Source organism: Dehalococcoidia bacterium (genome assembly GCA_030648205.1).
Lineage (GTDB): Bacteria > Chloroflexota > Dehalococcoidia > JAUSIH01 > JAUSIH01 > JAUSIH01.
On sequence record JAUSIH010000015.1, the window covers coordinates 1 to 22,651 of the forward strand.

At 64.0% G+C, this 22,651-nt stretch carries 21 protein-coding genes and 1 tRNA gene; 3 read left to right on the forward strand and 19 right to left on the reverse strand.

From position 1 onward, the window contains the following. On the forward strand, positions 1-599 hold a 599-nt coding region (gene larB, locus Q7T26_01760; GenBank protein ID MDO8530885.1), incomplete at its 5' end, for a nickel pincer cofactor biosynthesis protein LarB. A gap of 9 nt (positions 600-608) precedes the next feature. On the opposite strand, the gene Q7T26_01765 is transcribed toward larB, so the two are convergent. From Q7T26_01765 to Q7T26_01855, 19 genes are all read right to left on the reverse strand, one after another. Further along, positions 609-2,795, reverse strand: coding sequence for a hypothetical protein (locus tag Q7T26_01765; protein ID MDO8530886.1), 2,187 nt, complete (start codon positions 2,793-2,795; stop codon positions 609-611). A gap of 9 nt (positions 2,796-2,804) precedes the next feature. Continuing rightward, complete coding sequence (locus Q7T26_01770; protein MDO8530887.1) at positions 2,805-4,334, reverse strand: winged helix-turn-helix domain-containing protein; 1,530 nt, start codon at positions 4,332-4,334, stop codon at positions 2,805-2,807. Positions 4,335-4,410: 76 nt separating this feature from the next. Next, complete coding sequence (locus Q7T26_01775; protein ID MDO8530888.1) at positions 4,411-6,429, reverse strand: DUF2723 domain-containing protein; 2,019 nt, start codon at positions 6,427-6,429, stop codon at positions 4,411-4,413. Positions 6,430-6,527: 98 nt separating this feature from the next. Next, positions 6,528-6,929 carry a type II secretion system protein gene (locus tag Q7T26_01780; GenBank protein MDO8530889.1) on the reverse strand — a complete coding sequence of 134 codons (402 nt, stop codon included), beginning with the start codon at positions 6,927-6,929 and terminating at the stop codon, positions 6,528-6,530. Positions 6,930-7,143: 214 nt separating this feature from the next. Beyond that, entirely contained in the window at positions 7,144-7,560 is a 417-nt protein-coding gene (locus Q7T26_01785; GenBank protein ID MDO8530890.1) for a prepilin-type N-terminal cleavage/methylation domain-containing protein, read from the reverse strand. Between the two features lie 87 nt (positions 7,561-7,647). Continuing rightward, entirely contained in the window at positions 7,648-8,058 is a 411-nt protein-coding gene (locus Q7T26_01790) for a type II secretion system protein (protein MDO8530891.1), read from the reverse strand. A gap of 23 nt (positions 8,059-8,081) precedes the next feature. After that, positions 8,082-8,702, reverse strand: coding sequence for a prepilin-type N-terminal cleavage/methylation domain-containing protein (locus Q7T26_01795; protein MDO8530892.1), 621 nt, complete (start codon positions 8,700-8,702; stop codon positions 8,082-8,084). A 909-nt stretch (positions 8,703-9,611) separates the two neighbouring features. Next, positions 9,612-11,888 (reverse strand): DUF11 domain-containing protein, encoded by a 2,277-nt coding sequence (locus Q7T26_01800; GenBank protein ID MDO8530893.1) that lies wholly within the window; start codon positions 11,886-11,888, stop codon positions 9,612-9,614. A 6-nt stretch (positions 11,889-11,894) separates the two neighbouring features. Then, positions 11,895-12,884: a type II secretion system protein gene (locus Q7T26_01805; GenBank protein MDO8530894.1), complete on the reverse strand. Its 990-nt coding sequence runs from the start codon at positions 12,882-12,884 to the stop codon at positions 11,895-11,897. Beyond that, a complete protein-coding gene (locus Q7T26_01810) occupies positions 12,881-13,339 on the reverse strand; it encodes a prepilin-type N-terminal cleavage/methylation domain-containing protein (protein ID MDO8530895.1) in 459 nt (152 codons plus the stop codon). Before Q7T26_01810 ends, Q7T26_01805 begins: the two co-directional genes overlap by 4 nt. 175 nt (positions 13,340-13,514) lie before the next feature. Further along, the gene (locus Q7T26_01815; protein MDO8530896.1) at positions 13,515-14,276 is read right to left on the reverse strand and encodes an A24 family peptidase; all 762 of its coding nucleotides are present in this window, start codon (positions 14,274-14,276) and stop codon (positions 13,515-13,517) included. 13 nt (positions 14,277-14,289) lie between these two features. Beyond that, the gene (locus Q7T26_01820; GenBank protein ID MDO8530897.1) at positions 14,290-15,042 is read right to left on the reverse strand and encodes a 3-oxoacyl-ACP reductase family protein; all 753 of its coding nucleotides are present in this window, start codon (positions 15,040-15,042) and stop codon (positions 14,290-14,292) included. After that, on the reverse strand, positions 15,029-15,910 hold the full coding sequence (locus tag Q7T26_01825; GenBank protein ID MDO8530898.1) for an amidohydrolase family protein: 882 nt from the start codon (positions 15,908-15,910) through the stop codon (positions 15,029-15,031). Before Q7T26_01825 ends, Q7T26_01820 begins: the two co-directional genes overlap by 14 nt. Position 15,911: 1 nt before the next feature. Next, positions 15,912-16,790, reverse strand: a complete 879-nt coding sequence (locus Q7T26_01830) for a hypothetical protein (GenBank protein MDO8530899.1) — start codon at positions 16,788-16,790, stop codon at positions 15,912-15,914. Between the two features lie 21 nt (positions 16,791-16,811). Continuing rightward, on the reverse strand, positions 16,812-17,420 hold the full coding sequence (locus Q7T26_01835) for a hypothetical protein (GenBank protein MDO8530900.1): 609 nt from the start codon (positions 17,418-17,420) through the stop codon (positions 16,812-16,814). Continuing rightward, entirely contained in the window at positions 17,417-18,037 is a 621-nt protein-coding gene (locus tag Q7T26_01840; protein MDO8530901.1) for a hypothetical protein, read from the reverse strand. Before Q7T26_01840 ends, Q7T26_01835 begins: the two co-directional genes overlap by 4 nt. 80 nt (positions 18,038-18,117) lie before the next feature. After that, positions 18,118-19,326 (reverse strand): type II secretion system F family protein, encoded by a 1,209-nt coding sequence (locus tag Q7T26_01845; GenBank protein ID MDO8530902.1) that lies wholly within the window; start codon positions 19,324-19,326, stop codon positions 18,118-18,120. Positions 19,327-19,436: 110 nt separating this feature from the next. Next, entirely contained in the window at positions 19,437-21,176 is a 1,740-nt protein-coding gene (locus Q7T26_01850; GenBank protein MDO8530903.1) for an ATPase, T2SS/T4P/T4SS family, read from the reverse strand. 172 nt (positions 21,177-21,348) lie between these two features. Continuing rightward, entirely contained in the window at positions 21,349-21,585 is a 237-nt protein-coding gene (locus tag Q7T26_01855; protein ID MDO8530904.1) for a hypothetical protein, read from the reverse strand. A gap of 257 nt (positions 21,586-21,842) precedes the next feature. Between Q7T26_01855 and Q7T26_01860 the strand changes: the two genes are divergently transcribed. Next, positions 21,843-22,499 (forward strand): DedA family protein, encoded by a 657-nt coding sequence (locus Q7T26_01860; protein ID MDO8530905.1) that lies wholly within the window; start codon positions 21,843-21,845, stop codon positions 22,497-22,499. A 34-nt stretch (positions 22,500-22,533) separates the two neighbouring features. After that, positions 22,534-22,610: transfer RNA gene (locus Q7T26_01865), tRNA-Arg, on the forward strand. Positions 22,611-22,651: the final 41 nt, after the last annotated feature.

Below are 22,651 nucleotides of genomic sequence, written 5' to 3' on the forward strand. Positions count from 1 at the left end.
AAGTCATCTTCGGCCAGGGCAAGACGCCGGAGCAGATCGTGGCTATCGCCAGGGAGATACTCACGCGTTCCGACAAGCTGCTGGTGACCCGCGCCACCGCGGACGCCTTCGCGGTCGTCAAGGCCGCGTTGCCCGACGCCGTGTACCATCCCCAGGCCAACGTCATCACCCTGGACCGCGCGCCCGCGTCCGCGCGACGCCGGGGCGTCATCGTGCTCAGCGCGGGCACATCGGACATACCTGTCGCGGAGGAGGCCGTCATCACCTGCGAGCTGATGGGCAACGAGGTGGAGAAGGCCTACGACGTGGGGGTCGCGGGCGTGCACCGCCTCTTGGACCGCGTGCCCCAGCTTCAGCAGGCGCGGGTGCTTGTAGTGGTGGCCGGAATGGAGGGGGCGCTCCCCAGCGTGGTAGCGGGCCTGGTGCGCGTGCCGGTCATAGGCGTGCCCACCAGCGTGGGGTACGGCGCCAGCTTCGGCGGCATCACCGCGCTGCTGGCCATGCTCAACAGTTGCGCCCCGGGCACGTCCGTGGTGAACATAGACAACGGCTTCGGCGCGGGCTACCTGGCCGCGCTCATCAACCTGGGACGGGAATAGGCCGCGCGCCTACGGTTGCAGGAACCAGTAGTGGTAGGCTGAGTACCTGAACGGATTCCGGCGCACCCCGTCCATCTCAAGGATGAACTCCATCTCTACATCCGGCGCGGTGATGAGAGTGCTCGGCACCTGGAACGTGTCCTCGCTCCAGTAACGCAGAGCAAGAGGCACCCTGGCCTCTGGCAACTGCGCGTCCGCGTACCACGGCAAAGCCTTCGCGACCTCCGGCGGCACGGGCGCGCTCGCATCCGCGGACCACACGCCGGCGTCCTGCCCGTTCACCCGCACCCGAATGCGAAACGCCTCCCGCGAGTACGACCGCCGCACGATGAGCAGCGGCGCGCCGGGCGTGACGCGCACGGTCATCCGCTCACCGCCGAGCGCGAGCCTCCCGCCGTCCATGACGTCACCCCCATTCACGTAAGGCGAGCGGACGACGTTGTTCCCTATGTTGACCCCGTCCGTTCGAGGCAGGAGCCTGTACACGTGCTGCCGCTCGCTCACCAGGTCCGCCACGTCCACGACGTCCACCACGCGCGAAAGGCCCGGCGCGGGCGCCGACCGCATCCTGTCGCCGCTGCCCGCCAGCGACCAGTCCGGCCGCAGCAGGTCCATCTGCGCCTCGCCCGCGATGCTTGCCTCCTCAAGGCGCACGGAGTTCAGCTTGCGCCATGTGCCTGTCTCGTAGAAGCTTCTGAGCCAGTGTGGGTACACCGCGAGATAGTCAGGACGCCGCGGCGTCCGCTCCAGCATCTCCCACAGCGTGCCCTCGCCGTGACGCGACCACTCGGCCACGCCGTTCGTCGTGAGACCGATTACGTCGAAGATGGACCGGTCGGTGAAATACGCGATCGCTCCCACATCATTCAGGCCCAGCAATGCGTCGGCGGGAACGCGCTGGTTGACCACACGCGCCATCTCAATGTGCTGATAGCGAATATCGGAGGCGTTGGCCGCGTACGTCGTCGCCCAGTCCGGCAGAGCAGCGACCGGCGTGACCAGCAGGACCGCGGGCGCCAGCAAGAGGATGCGCGGCCGCCAGCGGATGCGGGAGAGGACGTTGTACACGCCCACCATGAGGCCGAACACGCCCAGCACGATGTATGGCATGTAGTACCGGAAGTGGTGCACACTCGAAGGAATAATCGTCGCCTCCGCGGCTAGCATGGTCAGCCCGGCCCCCAGCGCGATAGCTCCCGCGCCCACCGTGCGCCTGCCCAACTCCTGGACGCACAGGACAATAAAGCCCAGCAGCGTCACTATGGCCAGGGCCTGGCGGACGCCAGCCAGGGACGACGGGACGAGGTCGCCGGTCATGATGCGCGCCTGGAAGACGTGGAGGTGCGCCGCTGTCCGCTGCAAAACAATGGAGAGGCTGACAAACGGGTCGTAGAGCTGGGAGTGCGCGACGCCTGTGTTGGTTACGGTCTGCCCTGTCATGGCGAGGTTCAGAAGGAACGGCACGCTGCCGACGGCCACCGGCCCCAAGGCGTACAGCGCCAAGCGCCACGTCCTTCCGCGGAAGGACGCCAGCAGCCCTCCGGGCCGATGCCCTTCCAGCAACACGCGAAGCCCCAGGAGCACGGCGAGCACAACGCCAAAGACCAGCCCCTCCGGCCGGGCCAGCACCAGCACGCAGGCGGCCGCCGCGGCAAGACCCTCTCTGCCGGGCGTAGTCCACAGCCAGACTGTCGCCAGGACAGCCGTGATGAGCAGCGGTATCTCCATGCCGCTCAGATAGCCCCACACGACGCGGCCGTTCAGCACGACGAGAAGTCCCGCGACGAGCGCCGGCGCCCAGTGCCCGGTGGCTCGACGAGTCAGAAGGTACATAAGCCATCCGCTCGCGGCCAGCAGCAGCCCGCCCAGCGCAATGACTATGGCCACGAACACCTCGCCGGTGAAGCCGAGAAGATAGAACGGCGCCAGCAACAACGGGTACAGCATGCTGGTCACGCCGGTGGAGTAACCGTCGCTCCCGGTGTAGGAGTAGAAGTGGCCCTGGGCCAGCCGTTTGGCGTACTGGAAATAGATGTAGGAATCATCAAGCGGCGCGACAACGTGGCCGCCGGTGGCCGTCGCGGAAGCGCTGATGAAGAGGACGAAGACGACAGCGGCGGCGACCGTCAGCGCCGCGAGGGGAAACGCGTGAGGATGCGTCTTGAGCCATGCAGCCAGGCGTTCGGGGAACGTCAAGGACAAACCCTACTGACCCTCGCCGGAGGCGGGCGCAGCGTTGAGCTCCCGCGCTCGATCCTCGGACGACCCCATGTCCAGCATGTAGCCTACGCCCCGGATGGTAAGGATGCGTTTACCACCCTTGCCCAGCTTTCGGCGCAGGCGATGGATGCACACGTCCACCGCGTTCGTCTGGCCGGTGTGCCCTTCGCCCCACACGCGCCACAGCAGGGTGTCCGTGTTGAGGGGCCGCCCTGCGTTTTCCGCCAGCAGGTACAGCACGTCGAACTCCGTGGGGGACAGGCTGACCCGCTGGCCGTCCAGGGTGACGCTGTTGTTGACCGTATCAATACGCAGGCCGCCCACCGTCAATTCGGGCTGCTTGCGGGACTCGCGCTGCCGGTCCATCCGCTGAATGGTTGTCTGCAGCTCGCCAAGCAGCTTGCTGATGCGCCCTTCGGCGGCGCGGTGGATCAGGGCGTTGGCGATGGCGTTGGCGGCCAGACTGCAGTAGCCCTGCGCAAGGGCAATCTCCGTCTCACTGAACATGCGGGACGGGTTCACCGTGTCAATTAGATAGACGACGCCCAGCCTCTTCTCCTTAGCAGACAGAGGAATCACCATCAGAGCGCACGCCCCCAGCACGGGGCGCGCCCACGATGGCAGGCGCGGGTCTCCGGGCTGCACGCCCGACAGGGCCACCGTCCGCCCCGACTCCATGGCCTGGGCAGTGGCCGCGCCATCATTCGGCGAGAACTTCACATCGCTGAGCCGGGGCGCCTTCAGCACGACGGGGTCGAGCGTCGCCACCTGGAGTTGCAACTCGTGCTTCTCCTCGTCCAGAAGCGCAACAAGGCCGTCAGTGGCGTTCAAGATTTGGGGTACGTCCTTCACCAGCCCATCCAGCACCTCGTCCAGCGCCTGGGAGCTTGACAGGGCGTTGGCGACCTCCAGCAAACCGCGCGCCCGGTTCTGGACACCGAGCACCTCCTGGAGTTCCTCCTTCTCCTGACGCTCCGTTATCCGCTTGCGCCCCAGGTAGCCGCTGAGCAACGCAAGGAAGAAGAAGGACATGACCTGAACGGGGATAACGGGGTCCAGCGAGACCTGGGCGAGGGAGCCCGTCACCGGCAGATTGAAAAAGACGGCCAGCCCCACGTACACGATAGATACGATGCTGGAAGCGAAGAGGGCGCTGGCGTAGCCGAAGAAGACGGAATAGTAGAGCACCAGCACGGGCACCGCGGCGATCAGGGCTGTTTGCACGGTCCCTGCCAGCAGGAACGCGCCGCCGAGCGCCAGCACATCCACCGTCACGAGCGCGTACACGATGGCGGGCGTCCGCACTCGCGGGAGGATGACCGTGGCCAGCGCGAGAGCGTAGGCCAGATAACCCAGGGCCAGACCAAGAAGAGGAATGACGAGGCTGAGATCCCCCACTGTGCGGCCCGCCTGGATGTAGAAGAGGATCATGACAAGGGTCAGAGTCAGGAGGCGGAACTTGCGCGTCTCCCGCTCGGTCTCGCGAAGGTAGTTTAGCGTTGCTTCCTGGGTCATGGTCTGGCCTCACTGGTCATTATAGGTCAGAAGCTGCTTACGGCAACATCGCGGGACGGCTACACCTTCCCCGACGCTAACTATCCGGATGCACCTGAAGCTCCTGGAGCTTGATCGTATCGTTGGTCTGCCCGTTCCACGTCATGGGTATTGGCCGCGGGTCCTTCTCGCCGTACTGGAGCACGGTCAGGAGCAGGTCATAGCGGCCCGGGAGTTGCTTGAGCGGAATGAACACGTCGTAGTATTCCTCCACAATGGCCCCCGCCGGCCATTGCTCCGGGGAGGACACGCCATACCCTTGCCGCACGCGATACCCGAAGCTCTCGGAGCGCTTGCCATTCGGAGCGAGAAGGAAGCCCAGGTCTTCCGGCTTCGGCACGGAACGATGGACGCGCCACGTGAGCTTCGCCCGGACAAGCCCGCCCGCAACTGTGTCCGCCGGTCCCACCTCGGCGCGGATAAGCTCCAGCGCATCCTGGACCATCGGGCCGGAGAACTCGCGCGTCGCGGCGTCCTCCTGCCGTACAAGAGGAGGCCCCTTGTCCTCAACCTTGAATACCGGCCCCACCTTACTGTGGAAGACAAGCCCGTACCGCTCTGGAAGGAACGCCAAATAGAAGGCGGCGAAGCGCGGCCGTTGCGCATAGGAGTCTATTAACTCATTGAGGCGCTTGTGCACCAGGTCTGAGCGCGCAGCGAGGGCAAGGATTTCCGGCGTGATGGCCTGCGTGCGGACGCCCAGCGAGTACAGGCCCACGTCCACAACGCTCACGTCAGGGCGCAGGCCCTCCACCGACTGGACGTACCACAGGTTCGCCCAGGGCCACAGCACAAAGATGACGGCGTCTTTCGGAAGGGAGATCATCACACTCCGAGCGACATCCCTTGCCGCGTAGGAGCTGCTCGCATCCATCGCCGGGCGGTTGACCAGCAGAAGGATGACCGGCAGCGGCACCAGCGCCAGGTGCGCCAGGTCCGCGGCGGATACTCGCCGGGTGATGGACGCCAGGGCCGTCCCCAAGGGTGTCGCCTCCAGCAGCAACGATATCACCAGGTCGAAACCCTCCGCCGCCCAGACGGTGAGCAGAAGCGTCAGGACGAAGAAATAGTCCGTGATGTTGACGATCTGGTAGACCATATCGAAGGCAAGGTTAGCCCCGAAGAAAAGGGCCAGGGTGAGCAGCAGGCGGCGGTCGCGCAGGTTCTGCCCGTACACCCCTATCAGGGCAAAGGCCACCAGCACGAGGCTGTATTCCGTGGCAAGAGACAGTCCCACCATCTCCAGGTGGTTCCAGAGGTCAACGGGGTCCAGGCTCAGGCCCTGCTGGAAGAGGGCGCCGCTGATGTACCACAGGAAACCCTGAGGCGTCTGCACGTCCACGCCCACAAAGCGGGCGAAGTCGAGCGCCGGATTCGCGGCGTCGCGGATGGGTATGTACAAGTACAGCAGCGGCCCGATGAGTAAGAGGGCTGCCGCGGCCACGTAATGGCGCGGGCGCAGGCTCCGCCACGGTTCCACCGCGAAGAACGCGAAGACCAGCCCGGGCACGAGGAGAACGGTCATCCGATGGTGCGCCAGGGATAGTCCGACGACCAGGCTCAGAAGGACGAAATAGCGCGCCTGGCCTGTTCGCCGCCACACCAGGAAAAAGCAGAGGACGAGGGCCACGAACAGGCCGTGCAGGCTGTACTTTTCCGCTGCCATGGCGTGGTGCCAGAAGACCGGCGTGAAGGCGAAGCTCAGCCCCGCCACGAACGCGAGGATGGGCCGGCGGGTCATCTCCACGACCGCCAGCGCCAGCACCCCGGCCGCCGCCGCCGCCGCGACAGCCGACATCAGGTTGAGCCGGTACGCGATGTCTCCGAAGGGCAAATAGGTGAACAGCTTGCCCATAAGCATATAGAGAGGGTAGCCAGTGGGGTGAACGATACCAAGGGTGAAGGCCCCCGTGGCCAGCTCGGCGGAGTCGCCCCACTGGACGGTGGGAGACAGGCCGCTCAGATAGACGACAAGAGAGCTGAGGAAGACCGCCCCAAACAGGATGCCGCGCGTCCTGCCCGATGGGTGTGGCTGGACTTGTGTATCAGTGGTCACGTCGCGCTCCGAGTCCCTCGGGTTAATGTCCAAAAAAGCGGAGGGCAACGGCGGGGCGGGACCGCCGTTGCCCTCCTATGAAATGGCCCAAGACGGGCTCAGGGATAAACACCTGGAGTGAACGTAGGGGTGGATTCCACGCGTCCCTGGGCGTCAATGTACCACCCATACGTGCCTGTGCCCCCGTTGTAGCTGTTGGATGAACGGGGCCTGTTCACCGCGAACCTTCCAGCCGTAAGTAAGTCCGGATTAACGTATGAGTTCAGCGTGGCGGACGGGTCGCCCGTCTGCCCGGCATACGTCGGGTATGCGCCGTTCTGCAGGTAGTACGCGCTGATCGCCGTCTGCAGGTTTCTCTGGTCGCCCAGGTACGCGTCCTGTTTCGCTTTCGGGACATACTGGGCAACGTTGGGCGCCAGGATCGAGGCCAGAATAGCCAGGATGCTTACCGTTATCACCACTTCTAGCAGGGTGAGACCCATCTCGCCGCGCCGCTGCATTGATTTGATTCTCCACCGTCGAAAAGACACCCTGCACCTGCCATATCCGCGTTCGCTTCCTGCCCCAGCCTGCGTCACAACCTACGAGCATGAAGTCGCCGTTGCCCCGTGCGGGCGACGGAAGTCCGTCACGATGGGGGCGGCCACCGCCAGTATCGGGAGGACGACCGCCAGCTCCAGGAGCGTCACGCCCTCGCCGTTGCGGGCCCCGGCTTTACGGATAGCTGCCCGTGTAGGTCGGCGCCGCCTGGACCCGACCGTTGGCGTCCACGTACCATCCATACGTGCCCGTCGCCGTTGACTTGTTGTACGTGCTCACCGACGCGGGCGCCTCGTTCAGGAGGTTCGCCGCGAGCAGGGCGTCCGTGTCCACGTACGAGTTGTTGCCGGAGGTCGGCGCGCCCGTCGCTCCCGCGGTCGTCGGATAGGCCCTGTTCTTCCTGTAATAGCCATCCACCGCTATCTGGAGGGTGTTCCTGTCCAAGGTGTGGGCTTTCTCGCGGCCCACGGAGAGAAACCCCTGGATGTTCGGGATGACCATGGCCGACAGCACGGCCAGGAGCGCCAGCACCATCAGGACCTCCACGAGTGTTACGCCTGCCTGACTGCTCCCCGTGCGCGTCTCCTTCACATCCTCCACCCTCTTTGTGTTACAGGACGCCCGCATCCGGGCGGGCGTCCTGTAACAGCTCGCATCATGCCAGACCTGACCGGGCGCCTATGGGTACACACCCGCGGTGTAGGTGGGGAGAGACTGCACCCGCCCGTTGGTGTCCACGTACCACCCGTATGTGCCCGTCGCGCCCGTCTTGTTGAACACGTTCGCCGACGCGGGCAACTCGTTGATGTACTTGCCGTCGATCAGCAGGTCCGTGTCCATGTAGGCGTTGGCGGAAAAAGTAGGCACGCCGGACGCCCCATTCTTGGTCGGGAACGTGGTCCTGTTCGCCGCCGCCGTATAGTAGCCGTCCACCGCGACCTGCAGCGTCTTCCTGTCCGAGTTGTACGCGTCCTGCTTGCCCCGGCCCAGGAAGCCCTGCACGTTGGGGATCACGATCGCCATCAGCACCGCCATCAGCGCCAGCACGATCAGGATCTCAATGAGAGTGAAACCCTTCTGTTCTTTCATACCTCTTCCCTTTCAACAGCCTGCTAGTAGTTGCTGTCGTCCAGCAGGACCCACACGCGGCTGTTCTGGTCAATCACCCACACGCCGATGCTGGTGGCCGCGATGGTGCCAATGGTCCCACCCGGCGTGTAGTCCTTGCCGCCCACGAAGCTGATAGTACCACCGGTGAAATTGCTGGAGCCCGCCAGCACGTTGGGGTCTGCCGTGGTGCCCGTGGCGCCGGAGTGCTTGGGGTAGGTCTTGAGATAGCTGGGAACGAACGTCTTGGTCGTCCCTGCGCCCTCTCCCGTCTTGAGGAAATTCGAGTTGAAGTCAATGGGCTTCACGTACAGGGTCGTCGTCGCGCCGTCCGGCATCACAAAGCTCGTTATCGTCGCTTGGTAGTTCCCTGTAGCCAAGCTTGGCTTCTGATTGCCGTTCACGGGGTAGTTCGTCAACGCGGGCGCCTCGCCTACGTAGTTGTCCACGGCGCCCTGCACCGTCGCGATGTCCGACACCTTCACGGTCCCGCGACCGCTGGTCGTCTTGCCGCCCACTGCCGGCGCCACTATGCTCGCGATGACCGCCATAATGGAGAGGACGACCACCAGCTCCAGCAGGGTGACGCCCTTTTCCCGTCCCAGAAATCGCTTCAACGCCTTCATTGTAGTATTTACCCTCCATCGTTTCCTTGCCCTGGTTCAAGGCAAGGGCTTTCGCCTTGGTCTTTCCACAATGACCCGCAGTGCTTTTCCCCCGCCTGCACCTCCTTTATTTCTCTAATTAACCCGTCATGTTTCGTGTTCGGAATAGTCCGGGCCGAACCGTGCGCCCACACCATAGCACAAAAATCCACCTTTGTCAAGGGGCTATGTAATCTTATTGTAATCTTACTTTCTTATCCGTTTATTCTCCCGCGGGGCGGCAGAGCTTGGCGCGGTGCAGCGTTTCGTGTGTATTACAGTCTGGTTATCGGTCCCGCACGGCCTCCCCATGAGCGGCCCTGGGTGAGCGTGCTCGGCGCGCGTGAGGTATTCTCCGATGCCGGCGGACTGCTGTCATGGCCGTCCATGGAGTCCGGGACGTCCCCTGGCGCGCCCACGGGTGCGGAGAGTGAGCTCCGCTCAGGGCAGGCTGGCTCACCATGAGCGGGGAAATACCGATTGTCAACAAAACCTGGTGTCCGGTAGTGTATCAGTTTGCCGTGGTAGGGAATGGGACTCTACCCGTCACACCGGCGAAGGCCGGTGTCCAGAGACGTGCGTGGGGGAGACGCTCTGATGGATTCCGGCTTTCGCCGGAATGACGACGACCTAACTGACACACTACCTGGTGTCCTGGCCCTGAAATACGCTTATGCATTGTCATTGCGAGGACTCCTTCCGTGGAAGGAGGACGAAGTCCCGATTCATCGGGAGAGGAAGGGTGCGCCCCGCAGCCAGATTGCCACGCCGTGCGCGCGCGCTGCGGCGGCCCTCCGAGCCTGTGGTGAGGAACTCGAACCATCGGGCCTCGCAATGACATTAGCAACGAACTTCGGGGACGCCAGAAGCGACCGACTGGTCGGTCTGGCTCTACGGAAGCTTCCAGTCGTAGATGGTGATGACGGGCGTGTTGGTGGGCATGGAGAACGCCTTGTCCGGCGAGGGGGCGCCGGTGAACGCAACGCGCGCCGTCACCGTCTTGCCGTCGGAGGTCTGGCTGGTGATCAGGTACTTGGCCCGCACGTTGAAGGCCTTGCGGTCCCGCTCGATCCACAGCGAGGAGGTCTTCTGCTCCACCGCCACGATGAAGCCGTTCCCCCAGTTGGCGTTGCTGGGTATGGTGACCTGCAACGCCGCCCAGGAGAGAGGCTGATAGGATGACGACAGCGTGACGAGGGTCTGCCCCGACTGGAGGTCCGTGCCGATGGGCGGCGCGAGGCTGGTATTCAGCGGGTTGTTGAGGTCCCGCCAGAACAGCCTGACCGTGGCATTGGGAGCGAAGCTGTATCCCGTGACATAGACGTTGGACCAGCCCATGGGGCCGGACCTGTTCCCCTGGGTCTCGCTAATGACGATGGCAGCGTTGGAGGACACGCTCACCTTCGCCGTATCACCCGTCGTCACGGTCTGGTTCGGCCCTCCGCCCGGTTGGGACACCACGACGGTTGCTTTGTTGAAATAGTCGCCGGGGTTGTTCGGCGTCACCGTCCGGAAGCTGAACACGACCTGCCCTCCCCCGGCGATGCTGTTGGGCACGCCGACGCCCGACCAGGTCAGCGTGTTGCCCACCTGGCTCGGGTTGACCGTCATGGCCCCCGAGGTCGAGCCTGTCACGTAGGTAAAGCCCGACGCCAGGACGTCCTCAAAGCGCACGATGTTGATCGTGCCAGACCCGACGTTACGGGTGGTCACCGTGTAGGTGATCGTTTCGCCGCCGTTCACGTTGGCCTGGTCCACCGTCTTGGTTATCTGGATGTCGCCGACAGTCGTGGCGGCGGTGGGGCCTGTCGCCACGGTGGCGAAGTCGCTCCCCTCGGCGCGGATGTCGTTGAAGTGCAGTCCCCAGGCGGTGGCGCTCGCCGCCTGGAAGCTGAAACTCGCGGGAGAGCCGTAGGGGACCGTCAGGACGACGTTCCACGTGAGCGTCACCCCGCCCGTGATGGACGGGTTCGACGTGAACGCCCCCGTTGTGCTGCCCGTCACGTAGGAGAACCCCGACGGAAGGGTGTCAACGAACCTCGTCGTGTGGGCCGTCTGACCCGAGGAGTTGTTCGCGAGGGTCACGGTGTACGTCACGTTGCCTCCAGCGACCACGACAACAGGAGTCACGGTCTTGGTGACGGACATGCTGGGGCCAACGGTCACCGGGGCCGTGTTGCCCGTGTTCACCGTGGTGAAGTTGGAGCCTGTGACCTGGACCTGGTTGTAGTAGATGCCAGGGGTCGTGGTGGACGCTACATTAAAGGAGAACGTCAGGCTCCCCCCGGCGGCGATGCTGGGCACCGGCGACCAGGCCAACGTGGTCAGGCCCGTCACCTTGGGGTTGCTGGTCATGCCGCCCGTCGTGGAGTTCAGGACGTAGCCGAAGCCCGATGAGATCGAGTCAATGACGTCAGTGACGCTGGCGGTCTCGCCGCCCGGGTTCTGGATAGTGATGGTGTACGTCACCTGGCCGCCGGGCGTGACCGTGGTCGGGCTGACGGTCTTGGACGCCGTGATGACCGTTACGGCGGTCACCCGCGGAAGGAGGGCGGGCCTTTGGTCCAGCCAGTTGCCCCTGTCCGTGGACACAAGGCGCGTGGCGAGCGCCTGTCCGCCGTCGCGCGGCCACGCGCCGAGCTGAAGGCCGCGAGTGGCCGCCCACGGGGACTCCCCCGCCAAGCGCGCCAGGGCGAACGCGAACGCCTGCCCGCTCCCGCCGGGGGCGCCCCGGACCAGGGCATAGTTGGCCGGGGTCAGCAGCGTGGCCTGGAGCGATGTCACGCTGACGCCGTTGGCGGCCGTGGGCGGAAGGGAGAGAGCCAGCGGAACGCCCACCTGGCCGCTCAGTGTGACGCGGGTTGACTGGGTGTTCTTGAGAGTGGCGATGGCGTACTCGACGCCAGCATCCCGGCTGTACTCGGCCTGGTAGTCCTGGTGCACGCTCAGCCCCTGCCGCAGCGTGCTGGAGAAGACGTTTGTAATCGGGACAGCCATGAGCACGGACAGGCTCATGATGATGACGACGATCAGCAGGACCTGCCCGCTTTCGCCGCGGTCCAACCTCTTGACGCCCGCCAGACGACGCAGGCCAGACGCCCGCTTCCAGCCTCGCCTGGGGCTGGCCGGTATCGTTCTGTCAAGAAGGCGTTCGTGCATGGTCATCATATATTCCTACGGCACGGTGGAGGAGACATAGGCAATCGTCGCGCTCCCACGCGGTGTGATGGCGTAGTTCTGGACGTCCTGATTGAAGAAATAGACCGTGTACGTCTGGGCCGCGACTGGCGCGGAAGTCACCGTGAGATTGGTCGTGGTGGCGCTGTTACTGGCCACCAGGATCGCGCTCACCTTTGTCGGGTCGGTGAGGCTGTCCCCCAGCGTCGTGCCCAGCGGCGTGCCCAGGAAGATGGACACCGAGATGGACGCGGACGTCGTCAGGCCCCAGACGGCCTGGATGGCGCCGCTGCCCTCGGTGGTTATCACGGTGTAAAAGCCGCTCTTGGAGGAGACGTAGATCGGGACTTCCGCTATCCAGGTCTGGCTCGACGCCGCCGTAGGCGTGGGCAGCGGCTGGTACACCCGTGGCTCGACGTACAGCGTGGCGCTCTGGGAGGCGGTCCCCGCCGTGGACGTGATTGCGACCGTGATGCCCTGAGAGGGCGCGCCAGGTGTGGAGGACGCGCTGGACCCGCTGAACACCACGTTAGCAGGGTCGGCTATGTAGGCGGCGATCACCCGCTTCGCCCCCGAGGGGCCTGTGCGCACGAGCTGGTACGCGCCGGCGGACGAGTCGAGCGCCTCCAGTGCGTAGGTCACGGTGGAGCTGGTGGGTGACGTGGAACTCGCGCTTGGCCAGGTCCGGTAGATAATGCTGAGCGCGTTGTTCCCGGAGAGCCCGGGCGACGTCCCGATGGTAAGGAATAGCTTGGAAAGCGTCCCTAGGTTATTCCCCGTCGGCCCCGCCTCGATATCCTGCTTCAGCCAGTACTGCGCCTGCTCGATGTCGTGGGCGACCAGGGCCTTGTGCTCCAGACGCAGGGGGTAGAAAAAGCTCACAAACCAGACCGATAAGACCGGTGTCGTGACGAGCGCCAGCAGAGCAATGGCTATGATGGACTCGATAAGAGTCACACCCCGACAGTCGCGTGCTAACGGTCTCACCGGTTCACCTTGTACGTCTCAAGCGTCGCCACCGGCGTGCTCCCGAAGCTCGCAGTCACCGTGACGAGCTGCACCCCCTGGGCCACGGTGACCCCTGTCGTGCTCACCGTGAAGTCGTCCCCCTGGACCGTGTAGCTGCTCGGCAGCGACGAGTATGCGGGGCCGGGCGTGGCCGATACAACGGGGTCGAAAGCCGCCTGCTTCACCCGCTCCAGTTGCTGGGAGGCGACAACCTCCGCCCCCACGCGACGCCTCACGGTGCCCTCGGCGCGGACGCTGGCGCTCAGCAGTTGGAGCAGCGCGACAAGGGCCACGCTCATAAGCGCGAGCACAATAACCATCTCCAGCAGGCTCAGGCCGTCGGACCCTCGGATGACAAAGCTCCGAACGCGTCGCAGCAGCCTGCGCCAGCCCCCTGCCGAGAGCGGAGTGCTAGCCCAACCTCCTGAAGCCATAGCCGCCTTCTTCCTCCTCCTCCGGACAGCCGCCCGTTGCGTCGTCGTTCACCGGAGCAAAGAGACTGTCGGAATTAGTTTACCACATCGGCGTTTTCGCACGGAAGCGAACCAGCGATTGCTTCCGCGGCGAGAGTAGCACAGGACGGAGAGGAGGAGCCAAAGACCCAGGCCACTACCGCAAGGTGATTCCCAGCAGACCCACGTACCACGTAGCGATGGGCAGACCCCACAGCAGCGCCACCCACGCGCCCACGACCATGAACGGGCCGTAGGGGACTGCGTCCCGCCTGCGGCGACGCCCGCTCGCCAGCAGTCCCACGGCAACGACACCGCCCAGGATGAACGTGACGAACAGGGCCACCAGCACGGTTGGAAAGCCGGTCGCCAGTCCCACCAGCGCCGCCAGCTTCACGTCGCCTCCGCCCATGCCGCCGCGCGCGAGGATATAGATAAGGAGAAAGAGCGTGAACGCGGCGGCGGCGCCCACCAGCGCCCAGAGAGGCCCGATGCCAGGCTCCAGCGCCGACAGGCCGAAGGCCACCACGGACGCGGGATACACAATCTTGTTCAGAATGAGGCCCGTTTCCAGGTCAATGACGAATACGATGATGAAAAGGACCGCGAACAGCGCCAGGCGCAGGGTCTGGAAGCTGGGACCGAAGGCGAGCGCGAGGGCGAGGAACGCGCCTCCCGTGACCGCCTCCACCAGCGGGACGCGGGCCGGAATGCGCCAGCCACATGTGCGGCACCTGCCGCCCAGGACAACGTAGGCCAGGACCGGCAACAGCTCCAGGAATGTCAGCCGACGGCTGCAGCTATCGCAGTGGGAGGGTGGAAAGGCGATGGACTTGCCCCGCGGCAACCGGTCAGTGCACACGTTGATGAAGCTGCCGACGGCGAGGCCAGCCAGCGCCATGAAGACGGGAAATACCATGTCCAACGGAGGCCTAGACCATCGAAAGGCCGCCGCTGATGCTCAGCGCCTGGCCTGTGATGTAGTCGGAATCACGAGACGCGAAGAAGACGACCGCCGCCGCCACGTCCTGGACGCGCGCCAGACGCCGCATGGGAATGGCCCGTATCAGCGACTCCGCCAGGCGCGGCGTATCCTTGGCTATTTCCGCGAAGAGGGGCGTGTCCGTGGGCCCCGGGCAGAGGGCGTTCACGGTGATGTTATAGCGGGCCATCTCCCGCGCCAGCGCACGGGTGAAGCCCAGTATCCCCGCCTTGGCCGCCGAATAGACGACCTCCCCGGAGGACCCCACCCTGCCCGCGTCCGAGGAGATGTTCACGATCTTCCCGTACTGGCGCGCGATCATCCCCGCAAGCACGGCCTTCGTCACCACCATGTGCCCCTTCAAGTTGATGGCGATAAGCTTGTCCCACAACTCCTCGGTGGTCTCCATGAAGGGCATCACCTTGTCCCAACCCGCATTGTTGACCAGGATGTCAACGGGGCCGAAATGCTGTCCGGTCTGCTTCACGGCGCGCCCGACCTCCACGGCGGACGTTATGTCCATTCGAAGGGCCAGCGCCTTCCCGCCCTCGGCGGCAATGGCCTCCGCCGTGGCGCGGGCGCCCACGTCGTTCACATCGGCCACCACCACGCTGGCCTGCTCCCTGCTCAGCGCCAGGCAGATGGCCCTGCCGATGCCGCTCCCTCCGCCCGTCACCACTGCGACTCTGTTAGCGAGCTTCACGGCGCTCTCCTGAATCCGGCTTCAGCCCCAGCAGCCGCTCGGCATTTCGGTAAAGTATCTTCGCGCGGACGTCTTCCGGAATATTCAGCTTTGCGAAGTCGTCCAGCCAGCGCCGAGGGCTGATGAACGGATAGTCGGTGCCGAACAGCGTCCTGTCCTGCAGGCGGGTAGCGATGTCATGCACCAGCGCGGGCGGGAAGTACTTGGGCGACCAGCCCGACAGGTCAATATACACGTTGGGCTTGTGGATGGCGATAGCGGTCATCTCGTCCTGCCAGGGCCAGGCCGGGTGGGCGCAGATGATGCGCAGGTCAGGGAAGTCCGCGGCCACGTCGTCAATGTAGATCGGCTGGGTGTACTTGAGCCGGACGCCCATGCCGCCGGGGCCGCCGGCGCCCAGGCCGGTGACGCCCACGTGGAACAGTACGATCAGGCCAAGCTCCTGGGCCTTTGCCCACAGGGGATAAAAACGTTGGTCGTTGGGGAAGAACGCCTGGGCCGACTGCTGGAACTTCAGGCCACGCAGGCCGAGTTCTTTGGCGGCGCGCTCTATCTCTCGCAGCGCCATCTTCCCCTTCCACGGGTCCACCCCGGCGAAGCCCGCGACGAATACGTCGGGATAGCTGCGCACCACGTGGGCCACCCAGTCGTTGGGGATGGGCGGCAGCCCGGTGTTCGTTTCCGCGTCCCAGCCCAGGAGCACCCCGCGGACGCCCTGCTCGGCGATCTCCCGCGCCATCTCGTCCTCCGTGCGGACGGGGATGCGCGTGTGGAAGTAGGCCTCCGTGGCCGCCATATACGGGCCTGAGGAGTCCACCAGGAACTGGCGCGTGGATGGATGGACGTGGATGTCCACGGGTCGAGGCATCCTAGACACCTCTCAACGCCAGGCCGATGTTGGCGGCGAAGGGGACCGCGGGCAGCTCCTCCGGCCAGGAGAGCGCTGGGGGCAACAAGGACACCTCACGGCTCACCGCTGGAGCTATGACGTCTACGAGCGCCGCGCCGTTCGCGGCCAGGTCCCCCGCCAGGTACACCGGGACGCCCGAAGAGAGGGGAGTCTCTCGATGGGTATCGTTGTAGAAGACAATGCTCCGCGTAATCTCCTCCACCATCCGCGTGCGCGCGAACTCAACGTCGGCCTCTTCGCCGAGCAGAACGTTGCGCATCAGGACGGGCACGTTGTCCACCACGATCACCACGTCTATGTTCGAGACCTCGCCATAGGCAATGATGACGTTCGTCCGGTTGGAGGCCCGCGCCAGAGCCATGGGCTTCAGGTCCACCACCCAGGGCCTCTGCCCCAGGGCCTCAAACGTCTCCATCAGAGAGTCCAGCGGGCCTTTGGGGGCCAGGAGCACGAATATCTGCTGCGGCCCCTTCCTGTTGGCGATGGGACTTTGAAACAGATACGTAGTATCCGGGGTGAAGTTCATCAGCCGCCGGGCCTCCCGGTTGACGACGGTGTCCACATCAGCGATCACGCCGCGGGGCAGCGTCAGCACGCGCGATACGACGCCTACGCCGGGGAACGTCGCCGCCAGGCGTCCGCTGAAGCGGCCCCGCTCCATCGCCTGCCTTATGATGTCCGCCATGTCCTGAGGCCGCGTGATGACGCCCGAGCGCACCAGCGAGGGATTAAACGGGACCACCGCCCAGCTCAGCACGGAGCGGCCCTTCGTGACCAGAAGGCGCACCACACGGCCCTCGATCACCAGCGATACGATAGTAGGCTGCAGAAAAAACACGTCCAGAAAGCTCCTGCCCCGCTACCCGGAGCGGATAATCTGCAAAAGCGCCACGCTCACGAGCCACGAGTCCTTTTCACGTATGACGGATATGTCGTCCGGGACAAGGGAAACGTCCTTGGTCGACTGGAGGTCACGGATGAACTTGCTGGCCTGGTCCAGAGAGCCTGACGCGCTCACCGTGAACCGCGCGACAGCATAGCGCGGCGGGGCCAGCGGAGTAGCTGTCGCGCGCGGCGGCGCCGGCGGGCGCGCCGGTGTCGGCGAGGGCGTGGGAGAAGTTGTGGCGCTCGGGACCTCGGTCCCGACGAACTCCACAGTGCGCAGCCCAACGCCCGTCCTCTGGGAGGCCGACGTCACCACGTCGTATATGCTCAGCGTGGAGCCTGTGAGGGGTATACCTTTCTCCGCTTGGGCGAGCTGCTGCTCTTTCTCCTTCAATGTTGTGCTCAGCGGCGCCAGTTCACGTGACCTCTTCAAGAGGACAAGCCGGGCGGCGGTGGAGGTCGTCTCCTCCTCCGTATCCGCAAGCTGCCCTATTCCCTGATAATAGGAATACCCGATCCCCGCAATGGCCACCAGCAGGACCACAGTCAGAATGGTCAGGACGCGTTCCAGAGGCAGCTTCATGGGCCGCCCCCCGACGTGACAGTGACAACCAGGACAAAGGCGATCCCCGGTATGGGAGTAGGTGTCGGCGTGACCGTCGCCCTGGGCACGGGCGTCGCCACGAGGACAGGTGGGGGCGCCGCCCCCGCCTGCCGATATGTCAACTCCACTGGTAGCCCCTGCCGGTCGAGTGACGCCTTAACGCGGGTGCCGTACTCCACCAGGCTGGGAAAGTCAGCGGCCAGGCCGGAGATGGTCACATTGCGCTTCTGTTGGACCAGAGAACCCAGCGTGATTTTATCGGTCCCGCTGTCTCCAATGGCTTGCAGGACACGGCCCCACGGGATGGTGGGCAGGCCCTTCTGGACTGCCGCCAGCCCCGCCGCCTTCTCCTCCACGACTTTGATGGCGTCTTGCAGCTTATCGAACTCCGACTTGCCGGCTGCAATCTCGACCTGTTGCTTCTCCAGGGCAGCCCGCCGCAGCTCAAGGAACCCCATCTCCTTCTGTTGCGCTCTGAACATGACGAACAGGTAGACCAGGCCCACCAGCAGAATACAGCAGAGGATAAGGTATTGACGAGAGGACTTGGACAGCGACTCCCGCCGGTACGCAGGCGGGATGAAGTTGATATCCACGCTCTGCGCTCTGCTCCGGGAGGTTATATCCGAGAATGGGTTCACTCTGCCTCACTTGGGCGGGTGGACCGCCGCTGGTTCTACCGGACCGTCTGAATCGCGCTGTAGATGGGGCTAATCACCGATATGGCGATGAACGCCACTATCCCTCCCACCACAAGGATAAGGGCGGGCTCAATAAAGCCGATGGCGGAGGCCATCGCCTGGTCCGCCTCAGACTCGTAGAACGCCGCAAGCGTCTCCAGGTTGGTCCCAAGCCTGCCCGTCTGCTCTCCCACCGCAATAAGCTGAGAGGCCATCTTGGGAAACGCTTTCTGCGCCGCGAAGGCCTGAGAAATAGATTGCCCCGCACGAATGTTATCACAGACCGCGACAAGAGCGTCTCGCAGCACTTGGTTAAGAGGCGTACCCACGGCCAGGTTCAGGACGTCCATGACAGGAATGCCCGCCTGCATCAAGAGGGCCATGGTCCGGGTCAGCCGAGCCATGTTGCTGTTGACCACCAGGGTACGGACGATGGGCGCGCTCAGGAAAAAACGGTCCTTGTTGTGCACCCCCTGGGGAGTGCGCAGGTACATGTAGGCAGCGAGACCAATCACCAACGCGCCGCCAAGCAGATACGCGAAATACGCGGAGATGAACGCCGCAACATTCAATAGGATACGGCTGATCAAAGGCAGCTCGCTGCCTACCTCCTTGAAGAGGCCGGCCAGAGACGGGAGAACAAAGTTAATGAGGATGAAGACAGCGACAAGCGCAACCACGAGCACGGTCAACGGATACGCCAGAGACTTCTGGATCTTCTTCGCCAGGGCCGACTCCTTCTCCATATAGTTGGCGATGTGCCGCAGCATCACGGGGAGGTTGCCGGTCTCCTCGGCAATGGCCGCCAGTTTCAAGAATACCGGCGGGAAGATGTCGGGATGGCGAGCGCAAGAGGCGGAGAAGAGCGACCCTGACTGCAGGTCACCGATGATGGCAATGACGACTTTCCTGACGGAGGCCTTGGTGACCTGGTCCTGAAGCAGCTCCAGAGCAGGAAGGATGGAAACGCCGGCGTCCAGGAGCGACGCGAGCTGCCTGCTGAGGTTGATGACGTCTTCCCGCTTGACGCCGAAGAGGGTCGGGACCGCTTCGTCCAGCGTCATGGGCGGACGATGCACCTTGAGGCGCACAACGGTGAGATTGGACTCCCAGAGGCGCTCTTCGGCTATGGCCTCAGACTCCGCCTCAATGGTGCCCCGTACAGATTCTCCCGCCGGAGAGACTGCTTCATACTTGTACTGCATATCCAGTCACGAGAGGCCGCGCGTATCCAGCCGGTTGCCCTCCGCTTCAGACGAATACGAGAAGAACATGCGACAGAACGCGGAAGCCCGCACGCGGATGTGGCCCACGCCTACGTAATAGCGAAGACGTTGCGGAGCACTTCACTGGGAGTAGTGATGCCGTCGCGTGCCTTCAGCATCCCATCCCGCCGCATGGTGATCATGCCCTCGCGCAGGGCCTGGGCGCGAATCTCACTGGCCGAAGCGCCCTTGGCCACGAGCTGACGTATCTGCTCCGTGATGGGGAGCATCTCAAAGACGCCGACGCGGCCCATATAGCCCGTCTGGCCGCAAAAGTTGCAGCCGCGTCCGTACGTGAAGTCGGTCCGGACCTCGCTCATCTCGTGCTGGTAGGCCATCGCCTCGTCGGGGCTGGCGGCGCGGATCGCCTTGCAGTACGGACAGACCTTCCGCACAAGGCGCTGGGATACGGTGGCGACCACCGCCGAGGTCACCAGGAACGGTTCAACCCCCAGGTCCATGATGCGGACGAGGGCGCCGACAGCATCGTTGGCGTGAATGGACGTGAGGACCAGGTGACCAGTCAGGGCCGCCTGGACGGCGACATTCGCCGTCTCGGAGTCGCGAATCTCTCCCACCAGGATGATGTCCGGGTCAAGACGCAGGGTAGCCCGCAGGCCCTTGGCGAAAGTGATATCCGCCTGGGTGTTCACCTGGACCTGGTTGATCTTCTTGAACCGGTACTCAATGGGGTCCTCAATGGTCATGATGTTGGACTCGTTGGGGTCAAGCTCGTTTACGCACGCGTACAGGGTGGTCGTCTTGCCCGCGCCCGTGGGCCCGCTGATCATCACCATTCCGTAGGCCGAGCGCAGGACCCGCTTCATCACGTCCAACTGCTGGTCCCTCACTCCCGTCTGGGCAAGGTGCAGCAGGTTCATGGACTTGTCAAGGATGCGGAGGACCATCATCTCACCGTGGAGGGTCTCAATGGTGGCCACGCGCAGGTCAATGTCCCGGCCTGCGACCTTCATGGTGATCTGGCCGTCCTGGGGACGCCGCCGCTCGGCGATGTTCATGCCGGCGAGCACCTTCAGGCGCGATATCAGGGCGGAGTGCACGCCCATGGGCAAAGTCACCATGTCATGCAGGATGCCGTCCACCCGGTAGCGGATACGCAGGCCGTCTTCCTGAGGCTCAATGTGAATATCCGACGCCCGGTCTTTCACGGCCTGGGCGACGATGGTGTCCACCGCCTTGACCACCGGCGCATGGCTGACCGCCTCCGCCATCAGGACAGGCTCTCCACCCCGGCCACCCGCGCCCGGCGGAGGTGTGACGCCCGCCGCAGCCGGCCCGGCGCCGGGCTGCTGGGTCATGACCTGGGAAATCTCCTCTTTAAGCTTGGCGGTCATCCGGTAGTTGACGCTGATGGCCTCCCGGATGCCTCCGTGCAGAGGAATCACCGGCTTAATCCGCATCCGGCTGATGGACGTGAGCATGTCCATCAGCTCCAGGTTGTGCGGCTCCTCCACGGCGACGGTGAGGGTGTCGCCGTCAATAGCGAGGGGGATGGCGTTGTAGCGCCGCGCTACGTCCTCGGGTATCTTTTCCAGCGCTTCCGGCTGGATCTTGAACTGCTTGAGGTCAACTATGGGCACGCTCATCTGGAAACTCAGGACAGTCGCCAGAGTCTCCGGGGTGATCAGGCCCTTGTCAACAAGGACCTGTCCAACCTTCTTGTTGGCGGCGCGAGCCTCTTGAAGAGCGACTTGCAACTCGTTCGCCTTGACGAACGCCCCTTCAACGAGGATCTCGCCTATCGGTCTTCGCGTTCCGCGTTGGACCAAGCCTACCACCACGCACCTCTAGACTAGCCCTGTCCCGCCGATGAGCCCAGGCCGCACCAGCAGAACCATAAGAATATGCAGGGCCGCAATCCCAATGGGTGCTCCCGCTAGACTTTGTATCATATTCTGTACCCCTACGTCAAATACCAGCGTGCTACCCCCCCCATTGACGCTAAGTGCCTTTCCTGACCTCGCCCTTGACCTCCAGGCTCTCGCCGGGGGCCAGAGCGACGCGGCGCACGCTGATGCCAAACTTCAGCAGCCAGTACCAGAGCGTGCCCTTGCTGATCTGCAGATCCTCCGCCATGCCCGGAAGACCCTTCTCGTTGTACATCTCCGGCAGCAGCTTTTCCAGCGGGCGCTTGTACTTCTCTTCGACCTGGCGCATGAGTTTCGTCTTGCGCATCATGCATCACCTCCTGACACTTGAATTGTACCTAGCCTACCACGATTCCCATACTTTGTCAAGACCCTGTCAAAATCATTCTTATTTCTGTTATTGAACTAATTCTAAGTATTTCTAAATTTTGTTCAACTCTCTGCGCCATACTGTGTCATGATATACAGCCACTACTGCAACTTGACGTTGTTATAGATTCGCGATTGACGACGAGTAGCTGGCTTGCTACACTTGTGCCTCACATCACAGGAGGTGTCAGGAGGTATATGGAGGCAATCGAGCAGCAGCTCCTGGAGTTCGTCCGGCAGGTCTACGGGACCCTGGGGTGGCCCGGAGTGGTGGCGCTGATGGCTATCGAGAGCGCCTGCGTTCCCCTGCCCAGCGAGATCATCATGCCCCTGGCCGGCTGGATGCTCATCCGGGACCGGGGGCAGGACCTCTCGCTCCTCCTGCTGGCGGGGTTCACCGGCGCCCTAGGTAACCTTTTGGGATCCCTGGCGGCCTACGCCGTCGGCGCGTCCGGTGGCCGCTCCGTCCTGGAGCGCTACGGGAAGTACATCCTCATCACCCGCCACGACCTGGACCTCGCCGACCGCTGGTTCGCTCGGTACGGCGACGCGGCGATCTTCTTCTCCCGCCTGCTCCCCGTGGTGCGGACGTTCATCAGCTTCCCCGCCGGCGTCTCCCGCATGAACATATGGAAGTTCAGCGCGTACACCTTCCTGGGGGCGTTTCCCTGGTCCCTGGGGCTGGCTTACGGAGGGTACGTCCTGGGCGAGCATTGGGAGAGGCTTCGGGGTGTGATGCGCCCGTTCGACATCCCCATCATCCTCGCCATCCTCGCACTGGTGGGCTGGTACGTGGTGCGCCACGTCCGGCGGGCCAACGCGGAGAAGAAGGCCGAGCGGCAGGCCGCGCCTTGACCCAAAAAGGGGGGCTGTGCTATTCTGGCCCCGTGTCCCCGTAGCTCAACCGGATAGAGCACCTGCCTTCTAAGCAGGGGGTTGTGGGTTCGAATCCCACCGGGGATACCAGCACCGTGTGCCGGTGCACGGCAGCGACACACTTTCCTCTC

Excerpts from the sequence above, each read along its gene's own strand:
- Q7T26_01770 (MDO8530887.1), bottom strand. The coding sequence starts at position 4,334 with ATGACCCAGGAAGCAACGCTAAACTACCTTCGCGAGACCGAGCGGGAG.
- Q7T26_01780 (MDO8530889.1), bottom strand. The coding sequence starts at position 6,929 with ATGCAGCGGCGCGGCGAGATGGGTCTCACCCTGCTAGAAGTGGTGATA.
- Q7T26_01790 (MDO8530891.1), bottom strand. The coding sequence starts at position 8,058 with ATGAAAGAACAGAAGGGTTTCACTCTCATTGAGATCCTGATCGTGCTG.
- Q7T26_01795 (MDO8530892.1), bottom strand. The coding sequence starts at position 8,702 with ATGAAGGCGTTGAAGCGATTTCTGGGACGGGAAAAGGGCGTCACCCTG.
- Q7T26_01800 (MDO8530893.1), bottom strand. The coding sequence starts at position 11,888 with ATGATGACCATGCACGAACGCCTTCTTGACAGAACGATACCGGCCAGC.
- Q7T26_01810 (MDO8530895.1), bottom strand. The coding sequence starts at position 13,339 with ATGGCTTCAGGAGGTTGGGCTAGCACTCCGCTCTCGGCAGGGGGCTGG.
- Q7T26_01815 (MDO8530896.1), bottom strand. The coding sequence starts at position 14,276 with ATGGTATTTCCCGTCTTCATGGCGCTGGCTGGCCTCGCCGTCGGCAGC.
- Q7T26_01825 (MDO8530898.1), bottom strand. The coding sequence starts at position 15,910 with ATGCCTCGACCCGTGGACATCCACGTCCATCCATCCACGCGCCAGTTC.
- Q7T26_01835 (MDO8530900.1), bottom strand. The coding sequence starts at position 17,420 with ATGAAGCTGCCTCTGGAACGCGTCCTGACCATTCTGACTGTGGTCCTG.
- Q7T26_01845 (MDO8530902.1), bottom strand. The coding sequence starts at position 19,326 with ATGCAGTACAAGTATGAAGCAGTCTCTCCGGCGGGAGAATCTGTACGG.
- Q7T26_01855 (MDO8530904.1), bottom strand. The coding sequence starts at position 21,585 with ATGATGCGCAAGACGAAACTCATGCGCCAGGTCGAAGAGAAGTACAAG.
- Q7T26_01860 (MDO8530905.1), top strand. The coding sequence starts at position 21,843 with ATGGAGGCAATCGAGCAGCAGCTCCTGGAGTTCGTCCGGCAGGTCTAC.